Source organism: Nonomuraea sp. NPDC050478 (assembly GCF_044458265.1).
Lineage (GTDB): Bacteria > Actinomycetota > Actinomycetes > Streptosporangiales > Streptosporangiaceae > Nonomuraea > Nonomuraea ferruginea.
In genome coordinates, this window is sequence record NZ_JBITHT010000006.1 from 547520 (window position 1) to 566336 (window position 18817).

The 18817-nt window shown below is 71.8% G+C and carries 22 protein-coding genes; 5 read left to right on the plus strand and 17 right to left on the minus strand.

Going from position 1 to position 18817, the window contains the following annotated elements:
* Position 1: 1 nt before the first annotated feature.
* From rnc to ACIBF7_RS31690, 7 genes are all read right to left on the minus strand, one after another.
* A complete protein-coding gene (rnc, locus tag ACIBF7_RS31660; protein ID WP_148034313.1) occupies positions 2–721 on the minus strand; it encodes a ribonuclease III in 720 nt (239 codons plus the stop codon).
* A 213-nt stretch (positions 722–934) separates the two neighbouring features.
* Positions 935–1114 carry a 50S ribosomal protein L32 gene (gene rpmF, locus ACIBF7_RS31665; RefSeq protein WP_082535183.1) on the minus strand — a complete coding sequence of 60 codons (180 nt, stop codon included), beginning with the start codon at positions 1112–1114 and terminating at the stop codon, positions 935–937.
* Position 1115: 1 nt separating this feature from the next.
* Entirely contained in the window at positions 1116–1667 is a 552-nt protein-coding gene (locus tag ACIBF7_RS31670) for a YceD family protein (protein WP_397198789.1), read from the minus strand.
* Positions 1668–1735: 68 nt separating this feature from the next.
* A complete protein-coding gene (coaD, locus tag ACIBF7_RS31675) occupies positions 1736–2212 on the minus strand; it encodes a pantetheine-phosphate adenylyltransferase (RefSeq protein ID WP_148029520.1) in 477 nt (158 codons plus the stop codon).
* Positions 2213–2240: 28 nt separating this feature from the next.
* The gene (gene rsmD, locus ACIBF7_RS31680) at positions 2241–2804 is read right to left on the minus strand and encodes a 16S rRNA (guanine(966)-N(2))-methyltransferase RsmD (protein ID WP_148029519.1); all 564 of its coding nucleotides are present in this window, start codon (positions 2802–2804) and stop codon (positions 2241–2243) included.
* A gap of 297 nt (positions 2805–3101) precedes the next feature.
* Entirely contained in the window at positions 3102–5288 is a 2187-nt protein-coding gene (gene recG, locus ACIBF7_RS31685; protein WP_397198790.1) for an ATP-dependent DNA helicase RecG, read from the minus strand.
* Between the two features lie 34 nt (positions 5289–5322).
* Positions 5323–6867: a DAK2 domain-containing protein gene (locus ACIBF7_RS31690; RefSeq protein ID WP_397198791.1), complete on the minus strand. Its 1545-nt coding sequence runs from the start codon at positions 6865–6867 to the stop codon at positions 5323–5325.
* 199 nt (positions 6868–7066) lie between these two features.
* Here ACIBF7_RS31690 and rpmB point away from each other — a divergent pair, with 199 nt between their 5' ends.
* Positions 7067–7252: a 50S ribosomal protein L28 gene (gene rpmB, locus ACIBF7_RS31695; protein WP_043618345.1), complete on the plus strand. Its 186-nt coding sequence runs from the start codon at positions 7067–7069 to the stop codon at positions 7250–7252.
* A 110-nt stretch (positions 7253–7362) separates the two neighbouring features.
* On the opposite strand, the gene thiD is transcribed toward rpmB, so the two are convergent.
* The 3 genes from thiD to ACIBF7_RS31710 form a co-directional block, all read right to left on the minus strand.
* Positions 7363–8148: a bifunctional hydroxymethylpyrimidine kinase/phosphomethylpyrimidine kinase gene (gene thiD / locus ACIBF7_RS31700; protein ID WP_148029516.1), complete on the minus strand. Its 786-nt coding sequence runs from the start codon at positions 8146–8148 to the stop codon at positions 7363–7365.
* A gap of 68 nt (positions 8149–8216) precedes the next feature.
* Positions 8217–9917: a hypothetical protein gene (locus ACIBF7_RS31705; RefSeq protein WP_397198793.1), complete on the minus strand. Its 1701-nt coding sequence runs from the start codon at positions 9915–9917 to the stop codon at positions 8217–8219.
* Between the two features lie 300 nt (positions 9918–10217).
* Positions 10218–11465 (minus strand): thiamine-monophosphate kinase, encoded by a 1248-nt coding sequence (locus tag ACIBF7_RS31710; RefSeq protein ID WP_397198794.1) that lies wholly within the window; start codon positions 11463–11465, stop codon positions 10218–10220.
* A 140-nt stretch (positions 11466–11605) separates the two neighbouring features.
* On the opposite strand from ACIBF7_RS31710, the gene ACIBF7_RS31715 reads away from it, so the two are divergent.
* Positions 11606–11839 (plus strand): Lrp/AsnC family transcriptional regulator, encoded by a 234-nt coding sequence (locus ACIBF7_RS31715; protein WP_138708324.1) that lies wholly within the window; start codon positions 11606–11608, stop codon positions 11837–11839.
* A gap of 11 nt (positions 11840–11850) precedes the next feature.
* Positions 11851–12279: a DUF3515 family protein gene (locus ACIBF7_RS31720; RefSeq protein ID WP_148029513.1), complete on the plus strand. Its 429-nt coding sequence runs from the start codon at positions 11851–11853 to the stop codon at positions 12277–12279.
* Here ACIBF7_RS31720 and ACIBF7_RS31725 read toward each other — a convergent pair.
* From ACIBF7_RS31725 to ACIBF7_RS31735, 3 genes are read right to left on the minus strand one after another with little or no spacing between them, the layout of a single operon-like run.
* The gene (locus ACIBF7_RS31725) at positions 12262–13359 is read right to left on the minus strand and encodes a D-alanine--D-alanine ligase family protein (RefSeq protein ID WP_397198795.1); all 1098 of its coding nucleotides are present in this window, start codon (positions 13357–13359) and stop codon (positions 12262–12264) included. The two genes, ACIBF7_RS31720 and ACIBF7_RS31725, sit on opposite strands and share 18 nt — an antisense overlap.
* 58 nt (positions 13360–13417) lie before the next feature.
* Positions 13418–14428 carry an NAD(P)H-dependent glycerol-3-phosphate dehydrogenase gene (locus tag ACIBF7_RS31730; RefSeq protein WP_271280228.1) on the minus strand — a complete coding sequence of 337 codons (1011 nt, stop codon included), beginning with the start codon at positions 14426–14428 and terminating at the stop codon, positions 13418–13420.
* Between the two features lie 4 nt (positions 14429–14432).
* On the minus strand, positions 14433–15143 hold the full coding sequence (locus ACIBF7_RS31735) for a 1-acyl-sn-glycerol-3-phosphate acyltransferase (protein ID WP_271280227.1): 711 nt from the start codon (positions 15141–15143) through the stop codon (positions 14433–14435).
* Between the two features lie 77 nt (positions 15144–15220).
* Here ACIBF7_RS31735 and cofC point away from each other — a divergent pair, with 77 nt between their 5' ends.
* Both cofC and ACIBF7_RS31745 read left to right on the plus strand, forming a co-directional pair.
* Positions 15221–15859 carry a 2-phospho-L-lactate guanylyltransferase gene (gene cofC, locus ACIBF7_RS31740; protein ID WP_148029509.1) on the plus strand — a complete coding sequence of 213 codons (639 nt, stop codon included), beginning with the start codon at positions 15221–15223 and terminating at the stop codon, positions 15857–15859.
* Between the two features lie 18 nt (positions 15860–15877).
* Positions 15878–16078: a hypothetical protein gene (locus tag ACIBF7_RS31745; RefSeq protein ID WP_219543711.1), complete on the plus strand. Its 201-nt coding sequence runs from the start codon at positions 15878–15880 to the stop codon at positions 16076–16078.
* Between the two features lie 48 nt (positions 16079–16126).
* Here ACIBF7_RS31745 and ACIBF7_RS31750 read toward each other — a convergent pair whose 3' ends face one another.
* The 4 genes from ACIBF7_RS31750 to leuC all read right to left on the minus strand — a co-directional run bounded on the left by ACIBF7_RS31750 (position 16127) and on the right by leuC (position 18720).
* Positions 16127–16426 (minus strand): HU family DNA-binding protein, encoded by a 300-nt coding sequence (locus ACIBF7_RS31750; RefSeq protein WP_148029507.1) that lies wholly within the window; start codon positions 16424–16426, stop codon positions 16127–16129.
* 100 nt (positions 16427–16526) lie between these two features.
* Positions 16527–16754, minus strand: coding sequence for a hypothetical protein (locus tag ACIBF7_RS31755; RefSeq protein WP_148029506.1), 228 nt, complete (start codon positions 16752–16754; stop codon positions 16527–16529).
* Complete coding sequence (leuD, locus tag ACIBF7_RS31760) at positions 16733–17320, minus strand: 3-isopropylmalate dehydratase small subunit (RefSeq protein ID WP_148029505.1); 588 nt, start codon at positions 17318–17320, stop codon at positions 16733–16735. The genes ACIBF7_RS31755 and leuD overlap by 22 nt, the downstream gene beginning before the upstream one ends.
* A 14-nt stretch (positions 17321–17334) precedes the next feature.
* A complete protein-coding gene (leuC, locus tag ACIBF7_RS31765; RefSeq protein ID WP_148034312.1) occupies positions 17335–18720 on the minus strand; it encodes a 3-isopropylmalate dehydratase large subunit in 1386 nt (461 codons plus the stop codon).
* Positions 18721–18817 lie beyond the last annotated feature (97 nt).

The window sequence follows — 18817 nt, forward strand, 5'->3', positions numbered from 1 at the left end:
CCTAGCCCGCCGGCTGGCTCTCGCGCTGCTCGCGGCCGGCCCTGATGCGGGTCCAGGCGGCCTCGGCGGCCTGCTGCTCGGCCTCCTTCTTGCTGCGGCCGGTGCCGGAACCGTAGGACTCGCCGCCCACCCGCACCTCGGCGGTGAACGACTTGGCGTGGTCGGGGCCGCTCTCCTCGACGTGGTATTCGGGCACGCCGAGCGCCTCCGAGGCGGTCAGCTCCTGCAGCGAGGTCTTCCAGTCGAGCCCCGCGCCGAGCGAGGCCGAGCGCACGATCAGCGGGTCGAAGAGGTGGTGGACGACCCGGAACGCCTCGTCGAGCCCCTTGTCGACGTAGACGGCGCCGATGAGCGCCTCCAGGGTGTCGGCCAATATGGAGGACTTGTCGCGCCCGCCGGTGCCCTCCTCGCCCCGGCCCAGCCGCAGGAACCGGCCGACGCCGAGCCCTCTGGCCACGTCGGCCAGGGCACGCATGTTGACCACCGCGGCCCGCAGCTTGGCCAGCTGGCCCTCGGGCAGGTCGGGGTGGTTGTGGTAGAGGGTGTCGGTGACCACGAGGCCGAGCACGGAGTCGCCCAGGAACTCCAGGCGCTCGTTGGTCGGCAGGCCGCCGTTCTCGTACGCGTAGGAGCGGTGCGTGAGCGCCCGCTCCAGGATGTCGGGGCCGAGAGCCACCGACAGGACTCGCTCGAGCTCGTCTTTGGCGACCTCCACGGCCACCGGCTTAGGACCTGCGCCCACGTGCTTTCCTCCTCGGACATCTCCACATGGCGCGACGGCCGCGGATGATGCCCGAAAACGTGGTGGGCGTCGGGGGATCGGATCCCCGGCGTCCACCACGGCCGCGGGCGAGACCGCCACCGCACACGTCTGAGACGGTAACGCCGACCGGGGCACAATGGCACCCGGCCGGAATCACGTCAACTCGGTGGATCAGGCAGACGGCTCGACGACCTGACGACGGTTGTAGGTGCCGCAGGTGGGGCACGCGATGTGCGGCTGCTTCGGAGACCGGCACTGCGGGCAGCTCACCAGGGCGACAGCAGTCGTCTTCCACTGGGAGCGACGGGCGCGGGTGTTGCTCCGCGACATCTTTCGCTTCGGGACGGCCACGTCACTTCTCCTGATCGTTATCGTTCTCGGTCATCAGACCCTGCAACGACGCCCAGCGGGCGTCGATCTTCTCGTGACGGTGATCGTCACCGGCCTCGGCCAGCTTGATCCCGCACTCCGTGCACAGCCCTTGGCAGTCGTCCTGACAGACGGGGCTCAGCGGAAGCGAGAGCACCACCGCGTCGCGGAACGTCGGCTCCAGGTCGAACAACTCGCCGTCGAGCAGCGAATCGTCCTCGGAGGCGTCCTCGTCGGAGTAGAAGAACAGCTCCTGCAGCTCGACCTCGATGTCGGAGGACACCGGATCCAGGCACCGCGCGCACTCCCCGGACAACGGGGCGTGCGCCGTGCCCGAGACGAGCACGCCTTCCATCACTGCTTCGAGCCGGAGAGCCAGCTCGACCTCGGCGTCCTTGAGGACGCCGATCATGTCGACGCCGAGATCCGCCGGCGCAGGGAGGACCAGGGAGAGCTCGCGCATCGTGCCCGGCCGCTTTCCCAGGTCATGGGTGGAGATCACCCAAGGGGAGCGGGGGTCGAGGTGCTGAGTCATCCTGCTCTCGCTAGGCATGGCGAAATCGCTGTCGTACAGGGCCGAAAAGAAAGGATACCAGGTCGCCGTCAGCCCTTGAGCCGCTCGACGAGCAGCTTGTGGACCAGGTCGGGGACCAGGCCAGACACGTCTCCACCGTACCGGGCGATCTCCTTCACCCGGCTCGACGACAGGAACGAGTATTCGGGATTGGTCGGCATGAACAGCGTCTCCACGCCCGACAACCGGTAGTTGAGCTGCGCCATCTGGAGCTCGTAGTCGAAGTCGCTGACCACCCGGATGCCCTTGACGATGGCCGGGATGTCGTTCTGCTTGCAGAAGTCGACCAGCAGGCCGTGGAACTTGAGCACCTTGACGTTCGAGTACTCCTTGGTCACCGTCTGCAGGATCTCGATCCGCTCGTCGACGGTGAACAGGCTGCTCTTCTCGATATTGATGAGCACGGCGACGACGACCTCGTCGTACAACCGGGCGGCTCTGGCGATGATGTCGAGGTGGCCGTTGGTGATGGGGTCGAACGACCCCGGGCAGACTACGCGGCGCAAGACGCCTCCTCTGGTCTACGGACGGTCATCATTCCCCGGCGGCGCGACCGTACCAAACGGACGCTTCGCCGTAACGACGGACCCTCTCCTCAATGAAACCATCCGGCCACACCAGGGCTTTTCCTCTGCTTTCCCGCTCAAAAGCCACCAAAGCGCTAGGCAGCAACCACCCGTTGTCCCGCAGCGACTCCAGCACCCGGGTCGCCTCCTCGCCGCCCACCGCGTACGGAGGATCGGCGAACACGATGTCGTACGGCTCCGCGCACGGCTTGGCCAGCACCCGCTCCACCCGGTCGGCCACGACCCCGGCGCCGTCGAGCCGGAGCGCCGCCATGTTGGCCCGGATCGTGCGCACCGCCTTCGGGTCGGACTCCACCATCAGCGCATGGGCCGCGCCCCGCGACAGTGCCTCCAGCCCGACCGCCCCCGAACCCGCGTACAGGTCCAGCACCCGGGCGCCCGCGAGCCCGTACAGCGAGTCGAGCGTCAAGAAGATGCCTTCGCGCGCCCTGTCACTGGTCGGCCTCGTGCCGCGGCCCGGCGGCACCTCCAGCCGCCGTCCACCTGCGGCGCCCGCGATGATACGAGTCATGTGGGCCATTGTTCCGCATGTTCACGCAGGTCAAGAGTGGACAAGTGTCGGCCTCGACTGCGCAAGGGTGATTCACACCGGTGCGCTCAGTGAGCAAGATGAGTTCTGCGGCCTTCGAGGTGACCCAGAGGAGGCCGACCGGCGTGATCGTGAGCCCTTCCGCACGTCGGTACCCTCGGCACCTGACCCGAGGGATGGGCCCAGCCGGGGACGGCATTCGGGGGGAGGCCGTCCCCGCGGCTGGGTCCTTTTCTTACTTCGTCCTTCTCCGGCGCGCGGCGCCTTGACGCCGCCCGGTCAGGTTTTCTCCAGGTATTCGGCCTTCTCGTCTTCCAGGAGTCTGTCGATCTCGGCCCTCAGCGCGGGGTGGGAGGCCAGCTCCGGGTCCTCGGCGAGGAGGGCGGCGGACTCCTCGCGGGCCGCGGCGATGACGTCCTCGTCCCTGAGGAGCTGCAGCAGCTTCAGGGACGAGCGCTTGCCCGACTGGGCGGCGCCCAGGACGTCGCCTTCACGGCGCTGCTCCAGGTCGACCCGGGAGAGCTCGAACCCGTCGAGTGTCGAGGCGACCGCGTCGAGACGGGCGCGGGCGGGGGTGCCGTCGGCGAAGTCGGTGACCAGCAGGCAGAGGCCCGGCAGGCCGCCCCGGCCGACGCGGCCGCGGAGCTGGTGGAGCTGGGAGACGCCGAACCGGTCGGCGTCCATGATGATCATGACGGAGGAGTTGGGCACGTCCACGCCGACCTCGATGACCGTGGTCGCGACCAGGATGTCGAGCTCGCCGCGGGTGAAGGCGCGCATGACCGCGTCCTTCTCCTCCGGCGGGAGCTTGCCGTGCAGGACGCCCAGCCTCAGGTCGTGGAACGGCCCCTGGCCGAGCAGCTCGGCCACGTCGAGCACCGCGAGCGGCGGGCGGCGCTCGTCGTCGGCCGCCGGGGTCTCCTGGGCCGCCAGGTCGCCCTCGTCGCCTTCGAGGTCGCCGATGCGCGGGCAGACGATGTAGGCCTGCCTGCCGAGCGCGACCTCCTCGCGGACCCGCTCCCACGTGCGCTCCAGGTAGTGGGGCTTCTGCGCGGCGGGCACCACGTGGGTGGTGATCGGCGCGCGGCCCGAGGGGAGCTGCGAGAGCGTGGACACCTCCAGGTCGCCGAAGACCGTCATGGCGACCGTGCGCGGGATCGGGGTGGCGGTCATCACCAGCACGTGCGGGCGCGCCTCGCCCGCCTTCTCGCGCAGCGCGTCGCGCTGCTCGACGCCGAAGCGGTGTTGCTCGTCGACCACCACGAGGCCCAGGTCGGCGAACTGGACGTGCTCCTGCAGCAGGGCGTGGGTGCCGACGATCACGCCTGCCGTGCCGGAGGCCGCGTCGAGCAGGGCCGCCCGGCGGGCCTGGGCGCCCATGGAGCCGGTCAGCAGGGTGACGGCGGTGCCGCCGAACATGCCGCCCTGCGCCAGATCGCCCAGCATCGAGGTGATCGAGCGGTGGTGCTGCTGGGCGAGCACCTCGGTGGGGGCGAGCAGCACCGCCTGGCCGCCCGCGTCGACCACCTGCAGCATGGCCCGCAGCGCCACCACGGTCTTGCCCGCGCCGACCTCGCCCTGCAGCAGCCGGTGCATCGGGTGCGCGGCGGCCAGGTCGTCGGCGATCTCCTCGCCGACCTGGGCCTGGCCCTCCGTGAGCGCGAACGGCAGCCGCCCGTCGAAGGCCGCGAGCATGCCGTCATCGCGGCGCGGCCGCGGCCTGGCCGGCCAGGCGACGGCCGCCTGCCGGCGCTGCAGCAGCACGGACTGCAGCACGAACGCCTCGTCGAACTTCAGCCGCTTGCGCGCCCGCTGCACGTCGGCATGGTCCTTCGGCCGGTGGATCGCCTCCAGCGCGTCGGCCAGGCCGGTGAGGCGGTGACGGGCGCGCAGCTCGCCGGGCAGCGGATCGTCCAGCGGGCCCAGCGTGTCGAGGACCACGCCGACGGCCCGCCTGATCGCCCAGGGCGTGATGTCCTTGCCCGCCGGATAGATCGGCACGGGTGCGGCGGCGAACTCCTCGGCGCTCGCCTCACCCTCCTCGAACAGCTCGAACTCCGGGTGGGCGAGCTGCCAGCGCGGTTTCGCGCGGGCGCCGAACAGGCCGACCTTGCCGGCGAACATGCCGCGCCGCCCCGCCTTGAGCCGCGACTCCGCGGCGTGGGAGCCCTTGCCGAAGAACGACAGGTAGATCTTGTTGCCGGTGCCGTCGACGACCTCGACCTCCAGCCACGTGCCGCCGCGGTTGCGCATCGGCTTGCGCATCAGCCGGGTCACCTCACCGACCACGGTGACGTGCTCGTCGACCGACAGCGCGTCGAGCGAGGTCAGCTCGCCGCGCTCGGCGTAGCGGCGAGGATAGTGGCGCAGCAGGTCGCCCACGGTCTCCAGGCCGAGCACGCCGCCCAGCAGCTTGGCGGTCTTCGGGTCGAGCGCCTTCGTCAGAGGCTCGTCGAAACGGCTCACGGCACCTAGTTCTACCGCGTACGGCCGACAGGAATCACTCGACACCGATGAGAAGCGGGTAACCGCCCTGCTCGCCGCCGTAGACGACGAGGTCCGCGTCGGGCCTGGCGCGCCGCAGGTGAGCGGCCACGCCGTCGGCGAGCCCGGCCGGCGCGCCGGCCCCGGTCACCAGCGTCACCAGCTCGCCGCCGCCCGCCAGCATCCGGTCGACCACCAGCGCGGCGACCTCCTCCAGCGTCCGCCCGATCACCGCCACGTCGCCGTCGATCAGCCCCAGGACGTCGCCGGGGTGGCACAGGCCCGCGCTGGTGACCCCCTCGCGGTCGGCGACAGCGAGATGGCCGTAGCGGGTGTGGCCGGCCGCGCCCGTCATGGCCACCACGTCGTCGTCGTAGCGCCGCAGCGGGTCGTGCACGGCCAGCGCCGCCAGCCCCTGCACGGTCGCCCTGGTGGGCAGCACGGTCACCACCACGCCGTCCTCGCGGGCGATCTCCGCCGCAGCCACGGCCACCGCGCCGGCGTCCTCGTCGTTGGGCAGCACCACGACCTCGCGGCCCGCCTGCCGGATCGCGGCGAGCATGGCGGGCAGCGCGGGCCGGCCGCCCGGCTCGCGGCGCACCACGACCGCGCCGCACTCCTCGAACAGCTTCGCGATGCCCTCGCCCGCCGCCACGGCCACCACTCCCCTGCCGTCGCCCACGCCCCTGGCGCGCTCGGCGAGGTAGGTGACCCTGATGCGGTGCGGCCTGCCCACCCGCAGCGCCGCCTCGATGGCGGGCCCGGCCTCCCCGACGTGGACGTGCACGTTCCACAGGCCGTCGCCGCCGACCACGACCAGCGAGTCGCCCATCGCGTCGAGCTCCTCGCGCAGCTTGCCGACCGCGCCGTCGTCGGCGTCGAGGAGGTACATCACCTCGTAGCCGGCGCCCACCTCGGTCATCGGCGTGACCCTCGCCGTCGGCGCGGGCACGTCGTAGCGCTCGCGGTGGCTGCCGGTGATCGCCGCGGCCAGCGACTCCAGCACGATGGCCAGCCCCGCGCCGCCCGCGTCGACCACGCCGCTGCGGGCCAGCACGTCGAGCTGGTCGGGCGTACGGCGCAGCGCGGCGCGGGCCTCCTCGGCGGCCCGCCGCGCCACCTCCGCCGGCCCGCTCTCCACCTCCTGCACGGCCGCGGCCGCCGCGGTCAGGACGCTCAGCACGGTGCCCTCGACGGGCCTGGCCACGCACCCGCGCGCCAGGTCGGCGGCCCTGGACAGCGCCGCGCGCAGGTCGGCGCCGTCCTTCAGGACCTCGGCCAGCCCGCGCAGCGCCTGGCTGACGATCACCCCGGAGTTTCCGCGCGCGCCCACGAGCGCCCCGTACGAGAGCGTCTGCCACATCACGCCGGCGTCCACGTCGTCGGGCAGCGACTCCACCGCCTCGGCGGCCGAGAGCATCGTGAGATGCAGGTTGGTGCCGGTGTCGCCGTCGGCCACCGGGAACACGTTCAGCGCGTCGATGTCGGCCCTGGCCCTGCCCAGCGCGTCGGCCGCCAGCCGCGCCCACCGCCGCACCGAGGGCGGATCGAGAACGTCCATGGGCACGCCCCGACCTCCCGGTGCTACAGTTTCGACACAGAGGAGAATATCGTCGCGTCACGCCCGGTCCCAGTGATCGGTTCGCACGCACTGGTGGCGATCCGATATTCTTGCCTGGCTAGCCGGTTGTCCCGGCATGCCCTCCGCCCTCACAGCATCAGCGGACAGGGCTACATCGACTGTTTTAAGGAGCGATACCGTGGCTTCCGTCTGCGATGTCTGCCGCAAGGGACCGACTTTCGGCAACAACGTGTCCCACTCCCACCGCCGCACCCGCCGCCGCTGGAACCCCAACATCCAGACGGTCCGCGCCGTCGTCGGCGGGACGCCGAAGAAGCTCAACGTGTGCACCTCCTGCATCAAAGCCGGCAAGGTCACCCGCTGAGCCACACCTGACGAAGAAGCCCGCACTCCGCGAGGGGTAGCGGGCTTCTCGCTTTCACCGCGCCCGCCTCTCCACGAGTGGCGGGCTTTCGCGCGTACGGGCCCGGCGGGTCAGCGCCAGCGCCAGGCGTGGTCCACGGGGCCGATGCCGGCGCCGAGCGGGAAGCCGTGGGCGATCGCGCCCGTGACGTACTCCTTGGCCTTGCCGACCGCGCCCGGCACGTCCTCGCCCAGAGCCAGGTACGAGGCGATCGCCGAGGCCAGCGTGCAGCCGGTGCCGTGCGTGTGACGGTTGTCGTGACGCTCGGCGGTGAACCGGTGCTCGGTGACGCCGTCCGTCAGCAGGTCCACCGGGGCGCCCGGCAGGTGGCCGCCCTTGATCAGCGCCCACCTGGGCCCGAGTGCGAGCACGGCGTCGGCGGCGCGGCGCAGGTCGTCCTCGTCCTCGACCTTGACGGAGGTGAGCTGCTCCACCTCCCACAGGTTCGGGGTCACCACGGTCGCCACCGGCATCAGCCGCGCCCGTACCGTCTGCACGGCCTCAGGCGCCAGCAGCGCGTCGCCGTGCTTCGACACCCCCACGGGGTCCACCACGACCGGGGCCGCGTACGCGCCGAGCGCCTCGGCCACGGTCTCCACCAGGGCCGGAGAGGCGAGCATGCCCGTCTTGACCGCCTGGGCGCCGATGTCGCCCAGCACCGAGTCGAGCTGCGCCCGCACCGCCTCGGGCGGCAGCTCCCAGTAACCCTGGACGCCGATCGAGTTCTGCGCGGTCACGGCCGCGATCACGCTCATGCCGTGCACGCCGAGGGCCAGCATGGTCTTCAGGTCGGCCTGGATGCCCGCGCCGCCGCCGGAGTCGGATCCGGCGACGGTGAGGACGCGTGCGGGACTCATGGGAGAAGCTGAATCCGTCATGTCCCCCATCCAACCACTTGACCAGCGACGCAGCGGCCGCGCTCCGGTCAGGCGACGGCGCACTCCCCGCCGACGAGGCCGCAGCTCTTCGGCGCGCCCGCCCTGCCGGTGGCCGAGATCGTCAGGTCGGCGGTGGCGCCGGTGGCGATCGGCGTGGTCATGTCCAGGATCAGCAGGTTGCCGTCCTGCGTCCAGTCAGCGCCCTCCACGTCCAGGACCTTGCCCTTGACCGGCATGGACAGGGTGAAGACGCTCAGCGTCTTCCGGGAGTCGTTCGTCACGCTCATCGTCGCCGTGTAGCCGGTCAGCCGCTGCCGGTCCACGTTGAACTGGACGTTGACCGAGCTCGCCCCGCCCGACAGCGGCCGGCGCGAGCTCCCCGTGTCGCTGGACGGCGGCGTGTCCTCCGGCTGGGGGACGCCCTGGGTCGGGATGGAGCCGTTGTCGACGTCGAGCGGCGTGTCGGTCGGCTCCTGGGTGACCTCTTCCTCGGAGATCTCCACCGCCGGCTCGTCGATCAGGTCCTCGGCGGGCGCCTTGGACTTGGTCCTGGTCGGCTTCGGCGTGGGCGTGGCGGTGCGGCGCGGGGCGGGCGCCTGGGTGTTCGCCCGCGTCGGCTCGGGCCGGGACTCCTCCTCCGTGGGGTCCTCCTCCGGCGTCGCCTCGTCCTCCTCCAGCGGCTCCGACTCCTCCTCCACCGCCGGCTCGGACGCCTGCGGGCCCGGCTGGCTGGAGCCCTGCACGGCGGCGCACTTGCCGCCGGGGCAGCTCGCCTCGGCCCCTGGAGAGCTCATCATCTTGACGCCCGCGACCGTGCCGCCCAGCACGACCACCACGGCGGCCACGGACAGCAGGGCCAGCTTCCCCCTGCCACCGCCGGACGGGGCGTCGAGCCGGTCGGGGTCCTTCTGCTGCTTGCGCCGGCCGCGTCCGCGGCGGGACTCCTGGGCGGGCTCCTGGCCCGACCAGCCCGAGTCGAGGAAGCCGGTCTCCGCCTCCGCCCAGGCCGGGGTACGGGCGACCATGGTGGGCTCGCCGGCCACCTTGACGTCACCGGGCTCGGGCGGGAGGCTGGGCGCCTCGAACCGGCCCGTCGCCTCCTGCCCGAACGGGTCGCCCTGCTCCCCGGCGGACTCCCGGCCGAACCGGTCGTCCTGGAAGTCGCCGCGCGGATTCCCGAACGGGTCGTCCTGCGCACGGAGCCCGCCCTGCGGATCGGCGCCGAACGGGTCACCCTGCGCGGAGCGGAACCCGCCCTGGGGATCGCCGGGGCCGAACGGATCATCCTGCGGGGACCGGAAGTCACCGCGCGGATTCCTGAACGGGTCGCCCTCCGCGGAGCGGAACCCGCCCTGCGGATCGCCGGGGCCGAACGGGTCGTCCTGGGGAGAGCGGAAGTCACCGCGCGGATTCGCGAACGGGTCGTCCTGCGCGGAGCGGAACCCGCCCTGGGGGTCGGCGGGGGCGAACGGGTCGTTCTGGGGGGCGCGGTAGGCGCTGTGGGGGTCGGCGGGGGCGTGTCCGGACGCGTGGTCCTGGTCCGGCAGGCGGCCGAAGGTCTGGGTGCTCTCCGGGACGTCGTCCCAGGACGGCGGCGGGGCGAACGCGCCGGTGGTCTCGTACGGCTGCTCGTCCTGCGGGTGCCCCTGGTCACCGCCGGGGCGCGGGGGCACCGCGAAGGCGCCGGTGGTCTCGAAGGGCGCGGACTGGTAGCCCCCGGCCGGCGGCGGGGTGTCCTGCTTCGGCATCGGCGCCCACTGACCGGTCACTTCCGGCTGATCGGGCAGGGCAGGCCAGCCCGGAGGCTCCGGCTGCTCACCTCTGCCCCAGAAGCTGTCGGACTGCTGGTTGTCAGGGCCCCAGAAGGCGCTGTCCCCCCGATCGTGCGCGTCTTCGGATCCACCTGTCCCGTGGCGGCCCATAACAGCCCTTTCTGCCGGTTACGGTTGGCCGCCAATCTTCATAACACCTCGGCTACGTCTTTGTCCCATCAATCTCCATAGTCACAGCCCAAATCCGGAAATTATTACTCAAATCGGGACAGTCGATCACCGAAAGTGATCCCAGCCGCCGCGGCCCGGCGCGCGTCCCCGCACGTGCACGCCCTCCCCCTCCGACACCCGGCCCACGACCCGCCATGACGCCGGCAACGACACCTCCGGAGGGAAGGTCGCGGCCAGCGCGTGGTCCTCCCCGCCGGTGAGCACCCAGTCGAGCGGATCGGCGCCCAGCTCCCCGGCCGCCGCCGCCACGGCGTCCGCCACCGCGAACGCCCCCGGGTCCAGGTCGATCCGCACTCCGCCGGCCTCCGCGACGTGCCCCAGATCCTGCAGCAACCCGTCACTCACGTCGATCATCGCGCTCGCCCCGAGCCGTGCCGCCTCCACGCCGCACGAGTACGGAGGCCGCGGCCGCAGATGCGCCCCCACAGCTTCCCCGAGCAGATCCCCAAGCGCTTCCCCGCCTCCCGCGCCGCCCCCCGGGGCGGGCACGACAGAGGCCCCGTGCGGAGCGCCCTCTGCCTCCGAACCTCCCCCGCACACGTCCCCCGCCTCTGAGCTTTCCCGGTGCGCGCCCTCCGGCCCGGAGCCTCCCCTGTACACACCCTCCGGCTCCGCGATCCCGCCGTACGCGCCGGACACGGAGGGCCCGAGCGGAGCGCCTCCCCCGGAGGCGGCGGCGGGCCCTCGCGGGCTGTCGGACGGCTTCCGGACTCCCTCGGATACGGCTCCTCCGGGGGCGGAAGGGTCGGGCGGGGATGCGGGCTCGTCCGGGGTGACCTCTGTCTTCTGGGGTTCCTCGTACGTGGTGGAGGTCGCGGGTGGGGGGACGCGGCCGGATTCGAGGAGGGCGAGACCGGCGGCCGACCAGCCGAGGCGGCCGGCGACCGCGACGACGTGCCCCGGCCGCGCGCCGGAACGCTCCACGGGCGGGCGGCCCTGAAGGTCGCCCAGCACCGTCACCCCGATCACCACCAGGTCGCACCGGGTGATGTCACCGCCCGCCACGCTCGCCCCCACCAGCGCGCACTCGTCGCGGAACCCGTCCGTCAGCGCGTCCAGCCACGTGACGGGAAGGCACGCCGGGATGCCCAGCCCGACCACGATGGCCGTGGGCACCGCGCCCATGGCCGCCACGTCGGCGAGGTTCTGGGCGGCGGCCTTGCGTCCGACGTCGTAGCCGCTGGACCAGTGGCGGCGGAAGTGTCTACCCTCGATGAGGACGTCCGTGGAGACCACCACGCGCCCGTCGGGCGCGCTCACCATGGCGGCGTCGTCGCCCGGGCCGAGAAGCACCGTCTCGCCCTGGGGCAGCCGCCCCGAAACACGTGCTATGACACCGAACTCGCCGAGATCTCCGACTGTGATGACGCACCTCCTGACGCACACAGGGTACGGTGGCCCTTCGGCGTGATCCAATCGCCTGGGAGGACGTAATGGTGCAGGCCTACATCCTTATTCAGACCGAGGTCGGCAAGGCCGCCGCAGTGGCTCACGAGATCTCCGGCATCCCCGGGGTGACTCAGGCGGAAGACGTGACCGGACCGTACGACGTGATCGTCCGCGCCGAGGCCCGCAACGTCGACGAGCTGGGCAAGCTGGTGGTGGCCCAGATTCAGGCGGTGGAGGGCATCACACGTACTCTTACGTGTCCGATCGTCCACATCTGAGGTTCCCATCGATGCGTGCGGCTTCCATCCTGTTCGTCCTTCTCGCGCTCGCCGGGTGCGGCGCCGTCCAGGTGGAGCCGCCAGTGCCGGAGGGTGAGGCGGTGGCCGCCTGCGAGCGCCTCGCCGGGCTGCTGCCCGAGACCCTCGACGGCGACGGCCGCACCGCGACCATGCCCGAGTCCCCGTACGTCGCGGTGTGGGGCGAGGGCGCCATCGCGCTGCGCTGCGGTGTGCCGCGCCCGGCCAGGATGGCGCCGACCGACCAGCTCCAGGAGATCGACGGGGTGGGCTGGTTCGCCGATCCGGAGACGCCCACCCTGTTCACGGCCGTGGCCGCGCCGCTCTACGTGGAGGTCGCGGTCGGCGGCTCGCACGTGGCCGGCGAGGTGCTGGCCCTGCTGTCGGGCCCGATCGGGCAGGTCTCACCGCAGGCCGGGTGACCGGTTCAGGGCGAGCTGGATGAGCCTGTCGACCAGCTCCGGGTAGGACAGCCCGGACGCCGCCCACAGCTGGGGCGCCACCGACAGCGAGGTGAAGCCCGGCATGGTGTTGATCTCGTTGAGCACGAGCTCGCCCTCGGGCGTGTAGAAGAAGTCGACCCGGGCCAGCCCCTCGCACTCCAGCGCCTCGAACGCGCGCACCGCCAGCGCGCGCACCTCCTCTGCCACCTCGGCGGGGATGTCGGCGGGCACGGTCAGCGACATCTGGTCGGGGTAGTACTTGGCCTCGAAGTCGAAGAACTCCTGCCCGCCCTCGACCTTGACCTCGCCGGGCCTGGAGGCGGCGGGCGGGTCGTCGCCGAGCGACTGCAGCACCGCGCACTCGATCTCCCTGCCGCCGACCGCCGCCTCGATGAGCACCTTGGGGTCGTGCTGGCGGGCGAACTCGACGGCACGCTCCAGCCCGGCCCTGTCGTGGGCCTTGGAGATGCCCTGCGAGGACCCGGCCCTGGCGGGCTTGACGAACATCGGCCAGCCGAGCTGCTGCTCGGCCTCCTTCATGATCCGGTCTCGGCCGAGCCGCCAGTCGCGGTCGCGTACGGCGAGGTAGCGGCCGATCGGCAGGCCGGCGGCGGCCAGCACGGCCTTCATGTAGCCCTTGTCCATGCCGACGGCGCTGGCCAGCACGCCGGAGCCGACGTAGCGGACCCCGGCCATCTCCAGCAGGCCCTGGATCGTGCCGTCCTCGGCGAACGGCCCGTGCATCACCGGGAAGACCACGTCGACCGACCCCAGCTCGACCGGGATGCTGCCCGGGTCGTAGGCGACCAGGCCGGTGCCGCCGGTGGGCAGCGCGAGCGACGCGCCGGAGGTGTCGACGGAGGGCAGCTCGCCGCACTCGATCTGGAACCGCTGGTCACCGGCGGCCAGCACCCATCTGCCGTCTTGGGCGATCCCGATGGGGACCACCTCGTACTTGCTCGTGTCGATCGCCTCCAGCACGCTCCCCGCCCCCATCAGGGACACGGCGTGCTCAGAATTGCGACCTCCGAAGACGACGGCGACGCGTGGCTTGCTCATGTCGTCCGAATCTACCGGGCGCGTTCCCGTCACAGCGAGCCGAGCACGCGGTAACGGGTCAGACTCCGTAACGCTCGGGCTTGGGCGAACGCGACATCAGGAGCATCCCGGCCTCGGTCGGGGACATGCCGTCGTGCACCACGCCCACCACGACCTCGGTGATCGGCATCTCCACTTCGTGCTTCCTGGCCAGCCCCAGCACGGACTCGCAGGACTTGACGCCCTCGGCGGTCTGGCGGGTGGCGGCGATGACCTCGTCGAGGGTCATGCCCCGGCCGAGGTTCTCGCCGAAGGTGCGGTTGCGCGACAGCGGCGACATGCAGGTGGCCACCAGGTCGCCCATGCCGGCCAGGCCGGCGAAGGTGTGCGGGTCGGCGCCGAGCGCGCCCCCGAGGCGGGAGATCTCGGCCAGCCCCCTGGTCATGAGCATGGCGCTGACGTTGGCGCCCATGCCCATGCCGGCGGCCACGCCGACGGCCAGCGCGATGACGTTCTTCACGGCGCCGCCCAGCTCGACGCCCACCACGTCGGTGTTGGTGTAGGGGCGGAACCAGGGCGGCAGGTGGCAGGCCTTCTGCAGCCGGGCGGCGACGCCCTCGTCGGAGCAGGCGACGACGGCGGCGGCGGGCTGGCGCAGCGCGATCTCCTTGGCCAGGTTGGGCCCGGACACGACGGCCACCTGCTCGTCGGGGACGCCGGCGACCTCGCGGATCACCTCGCTCATCCGCTTGGAGGTGCCGAGCTCGACGCCCTTCATCAGGCTGACCAGGACCGCGTCGCGCGGGATGTGCGGGCGCCAGGCGTCCAGGTTGGCCCGCAGCGTCTGGGAGGGCACGGCGAGCACCACGAACTCGGCCCCGTCGAGCGCCTCGGCCACGTCGGTGGTGGCGCGCAGCGAGGCGGGCAGCGCGATGCCCGGCAGGTAGTCGGTGTTCATGTGGGTGCGGTCGATGGACTCGACCACCTCGCGCCTGCGCCCCCACAGGGTGGTCCGGTTTCCCGCCTCGGCCAGGATCATCGCGAACGTGGTGCCCCATGACCCGGTGCCGAACACCGCGACCTTCGCCATCACGTCACCGCCCTTCGGGGTCGTAGGGAGTCTCCGGCGCCTTCTCGCCCCGGAGCTCTGCCAGCTGCGCGGTGATCGCCGCCATGATGTCGGCGGTGGCCTCGCGCAGCACCTGAGCGTGCGGCGGCAGGCCCGCGTATCCGGACAGGTCGACCGGCTCGCCGACCATGACGCGGAACGTCTTGCGCGGGAACAGCCTGGGCTTCTTCTCCCCGTACGGGAGCAGCTCCTGGGCTCCCCAGTGGGCCACCGGGATCACCTTCGCGCCGCTCTCCAGGGCCAGCCTGGCGACGCCGGTCTTGCCCACCATGGGCCACAGCCCGGGATCGCGGGTGCAGGTGCCCTCGGGGTAGAACAGGATCGCCCCGCCGGCCCTGAGCCGCTCCGACGACGCCTCCAGCGACCTGGCCGCCTCGCTGCTGCCGCGGTTGACCGGGATGGCGCGCAGCGACCGCACCGCGTGACCCAGGAACGGCACCTTGAACAGGGTGGACTTGGCCAGGACGATCGGCCAGCGGCCGTTGTTGTAGAGGAAGTGGGCCAGCAGCACGGGATCGGTCCACGACAGGTGGTTGGCCGCGATGATGACGCCTCCGGTGCGGGGGATGCGGTCGCCCCGGCGCCAGTCGCGCTTGACCAGGAGCGTCGAGAGCGGTTTCACGATCACGACGGCCAGCGTCTCCCAGAAACGCGATGGACGCGTAAAGCGGCTCATGGGCTCCTCCAGCACCGACGGATGCGCCCAAGTGTCCCGGTTGGCCGCGCGGGATGTCGAGGCGCGATGCTTAGCCTATGAGCTTGCGCTGGTCACTGGTGATCCCGGTGAAGACGCTGGTAGCGGCGAAGACCCGGCTGGCCGCCGCCACGGGTCCGCACCGGACGCGGCTGGCCGTCGCCGTCGCCTGCGACACCGTGACGGCGGCGCTCGCCTGCCCGCCGGTGGCGCGGGTGATCGTGGTGACGGCCGACCCCGCCGCCGCGGGGCCGCTGGCGGCCCTGGGCGCCGACGTGGTGGAGGACCCCGACCGGGGGCTGAACACCGCGCTGCGCACCGGCGCCGCGCACGCCGCGCGGCTGGCGCCCGGTGACGCGGTGGGGGCGCTGCAGGCCGACCTGCCGGCGCTGCGGCCGGCCGAGCTGGCCACGGCGCTGGCCGCCGCCGCCGAGTTCGACCAGGCGTTCGTGCCCGACGCGCTGGACGTCGGCACCACCTTCTACGGGGTACGGCCCGGCCGGCCGTTCCTGCCCCGGTTCGGCGGGGAGTCGCGGGCCAGGCACCTGGCGGGCGGGGCGAAGGAGCTGTGCCTGGAGGGCATCGACTCGCTGAGGCGGGACGTGGACACGCCCGACGACCTGCGCGCGGCGCTGGCGCTGGGATTGGGGCGGCACACCGCCGCGGTGGTGGCCGAGCTGTGGCCGGGCTCGGGCTGACCCTCTAGATTGGTTCACGTGCAGGGCACAGTGCGCAGCTTCGACACCGGCACCCGGTCCGGCACGGTCTTCCTCGACGACGGGACCGTGCTGGCCTTCCCCACGCGCGCCTTCGACGCGGGCCCGCTCCGGCTGCTCCGCACCGGGCAGCGGGTCAACATCGCGGTGACGGACGGCGAGATCACCTACATCACGCTGTCGACGTTCCCGCTGCCATGAAAGAGCCCGGGGCCGCGATCGCGGAACCCGGGCCTTCGCCGTCAGCGCTTACTTCTTCTTCGCGGCCTTCTTGCCGCCCTCGTTCACCAGCTCCTTGAAGTCGGAGCCGGGCCGGAACTTGGGCCCCCAGCTCTCCGCGACCTTGATCTCGGCACCGGTCGACGGGTTCCTCGCCGTGCGGGCGGGCTTGTGCACCATTTCGAAGGCGCCGAAGCCGGTGATCGAGACCTTGTCACCATTCGCCACGGCCTTCTGGACGGCGTCGATGATCGCGTTGACGGCCTCGGTGGCCGTCCTCTTGTCGCCCACGCGGTCCGCGATGGCGTCGACGAGCTCCCGCTTGTTCATGAAAGTTCTTTCCCCCCAAGTTGCGGCTCGGGGTTCCAGCTCACGAGTCCGGCGTAGAAACCCCGTACGCGCTCGAAAGTAGGCGGGATCGCGGGTGAACTCAATCACCATGCGTGTTTTCGGCATCGCGTGGCGTGTCGAGCAGCGCCATCAGGCTTTCGAGGCGGGCGGCGGCCCGCCCAGGATCACGTTTGGCGAGATCGCAGATGGCGAGGTAGCGGCGGCCCAGCCGCTCCCGGTCTGCGGCGGGCAGCATGCGGACGCGGCGGTGCGCTTCGCGCAGCCGCCGCGCCAGTTCGTCGTCTTCTAGACGGTGGTCGGCAACCATGGCTGCCGACCATTCTCGTACGAGGTGATGTCGTCGGCGTGACGCAGGGTCAGCCCGATGTCGTCGAGGCCCTCCATCAGCCGCCAGCGGGTGTAGTCGTCGATCTCGAACGCGACGGTCTCGCCGGCCCAGCGGACCTGGCGTTCGGCCAGGTCGACGGTCACCTGCAGCTCGGGGTCCGCCTCGATCGCCCGCTGCAGGTCCTCGACCCGCTCGCCCGGCAGCACGACCGGCAGCAGGCCCATCTTGGTGGAGTTGTTGCGGAAGATGTCGCCGAACCGGGCGGCGATGACGACGCGGAAGCCGTACTGCTGCAGCGCCCAGACGGCGTGCTCGCGCGAGGAGCCGGTGCCGAAGTCGGGACCGGAGACCAGGATCGAGGCGCCCGCGTGGACGGGGTCGTTGAGCACGAACGACGGGTCCTCGCGCCAGGCGGCGAACAGGCCCTTCTCGAACCCGGTGCGGCTGACCTGCTTGAGCCAGACGGCCGGGATGATCTGGTCGGTGTCGACGTTGCTGCGGCGCAGCGGCGCGGCCTTGCCGGTGTGCGTGGTGAAAGCGTCCATCGGTACGGGGTCTCCTAGAGGTCGGCGGGCGCGGTCAGGCGGCCGGTGATCGCGGTCGCGGCGGCGACCTGCGGCGACACCAGGTGGGTGCGGCCACCCTTGCCCTGGCGGCCCTCGAAGTTGCGGTTGGAGGTGGAGGCGCTGCGCTCGCCGGGCTGGAGCGTGTCGGGGTTCATGCCCAGGCACATGGAGCACCCGGCCTCGCGCCACTCGGCGCCGGCCTCCTTGAACACCTCGTGCAGGCCCTCCTGCTCGGCCTGCTTCTTGACCATCATCGAGCCCGGCACGACCAGCATGCGGGTGGTGACCTTGCGGCCGCGCAGGATCTCGGCGGCCGAGCGCAGGTCCTCGATGCGGCCGTTGGTGCACGAGCCGACGAAGACGGTGTCGACCTCGATGTCACGCAGTCGCGTGCCGGGGGTCAGCGCCATGTACTCCAGCGCCCGCTCGGCCGCGGACCGCGCCACCGGGTCGGCGAAGCTCTCCGGGTCGGGCACGCTCGCGCCGAGCGGCAGGCCCTGGCCGGGGTTCGTGCCCCAGGTGACGAACGGGGTGAGCGTCGTGGCGTCGATCTCGACGACCTGGTCGAACACGGCGTCGTCGTCCGTCTTGAGCGTCTTCCAGTACGCCACCGCCTGGTCCCACGCCTCACCGGAGGGGGCGTGCGGGCGGCCCTTGAGGTAGGCGAACGTGGTCTCGTCCGGGGCGATCATGCCCGCGCGGGCGCCGGCCTCGATGGACATGTTGCAGACGGTCATGCGGCCCTCCATGGAGAGCTTGCGCACGGCCTCGCCGCGGTACTCGATGATGTGGCCCTGGCCGCCGCCGGTGCCGATCTTGGCGATGATGGCCAGGATCAGGTCCTTGGCCGTGACGCCGACGGGCAGCTCGCCCGAGACCTCGATGGCCATGGTCTTCGGCCGGTAGGCGGGCAGCGTCTGGGTGGCCAGGACGTGCTCGACCTCGCTGGTGCCGATGCCGAACGCGATGCCGCCGAAGGCGCCGTGCGTGGAGGTGTGGGAGTCGCCGCAGACGATGGTCATGCCCGGCTGGGTGAGACCGAACTGCGGGCCGATGATGTGGACCACGCCCTGCCCGGCGTCGCCCATCGGGTGCAGCCGGATGCCGAACTCGGCGGCGTTCTTGCGCAGGGTCTCGACCTGGGTCTTGGAGACCGGGTCGGCGATCGGGCCGAGCACGGTCGGCACGTTGTGGTCCTCGGTGGCGATCGTGAGCTCGGGCCTTCGCACCTTGCGGCCGGCGAGCCGGAGCCCGTCGAACGCCTGCGGGCTCGTTACCTCGTGGATGAGGTGAAGGTCGATGTAGAGCAGGTCGGGCTCGCCGTCGGCACGGCGCACCACATGCTGCTCCCAGACCTTCTCCGCCAGTGTGCGGCCCATGATCTCCTCCTGTTTGCCTGCGATGCCTCGTCGCACCGCCGCTCCCTCGCGGGGCTGCCCCCGACTTGCCTTCTCATATGGCGAGACTGCAGTATCG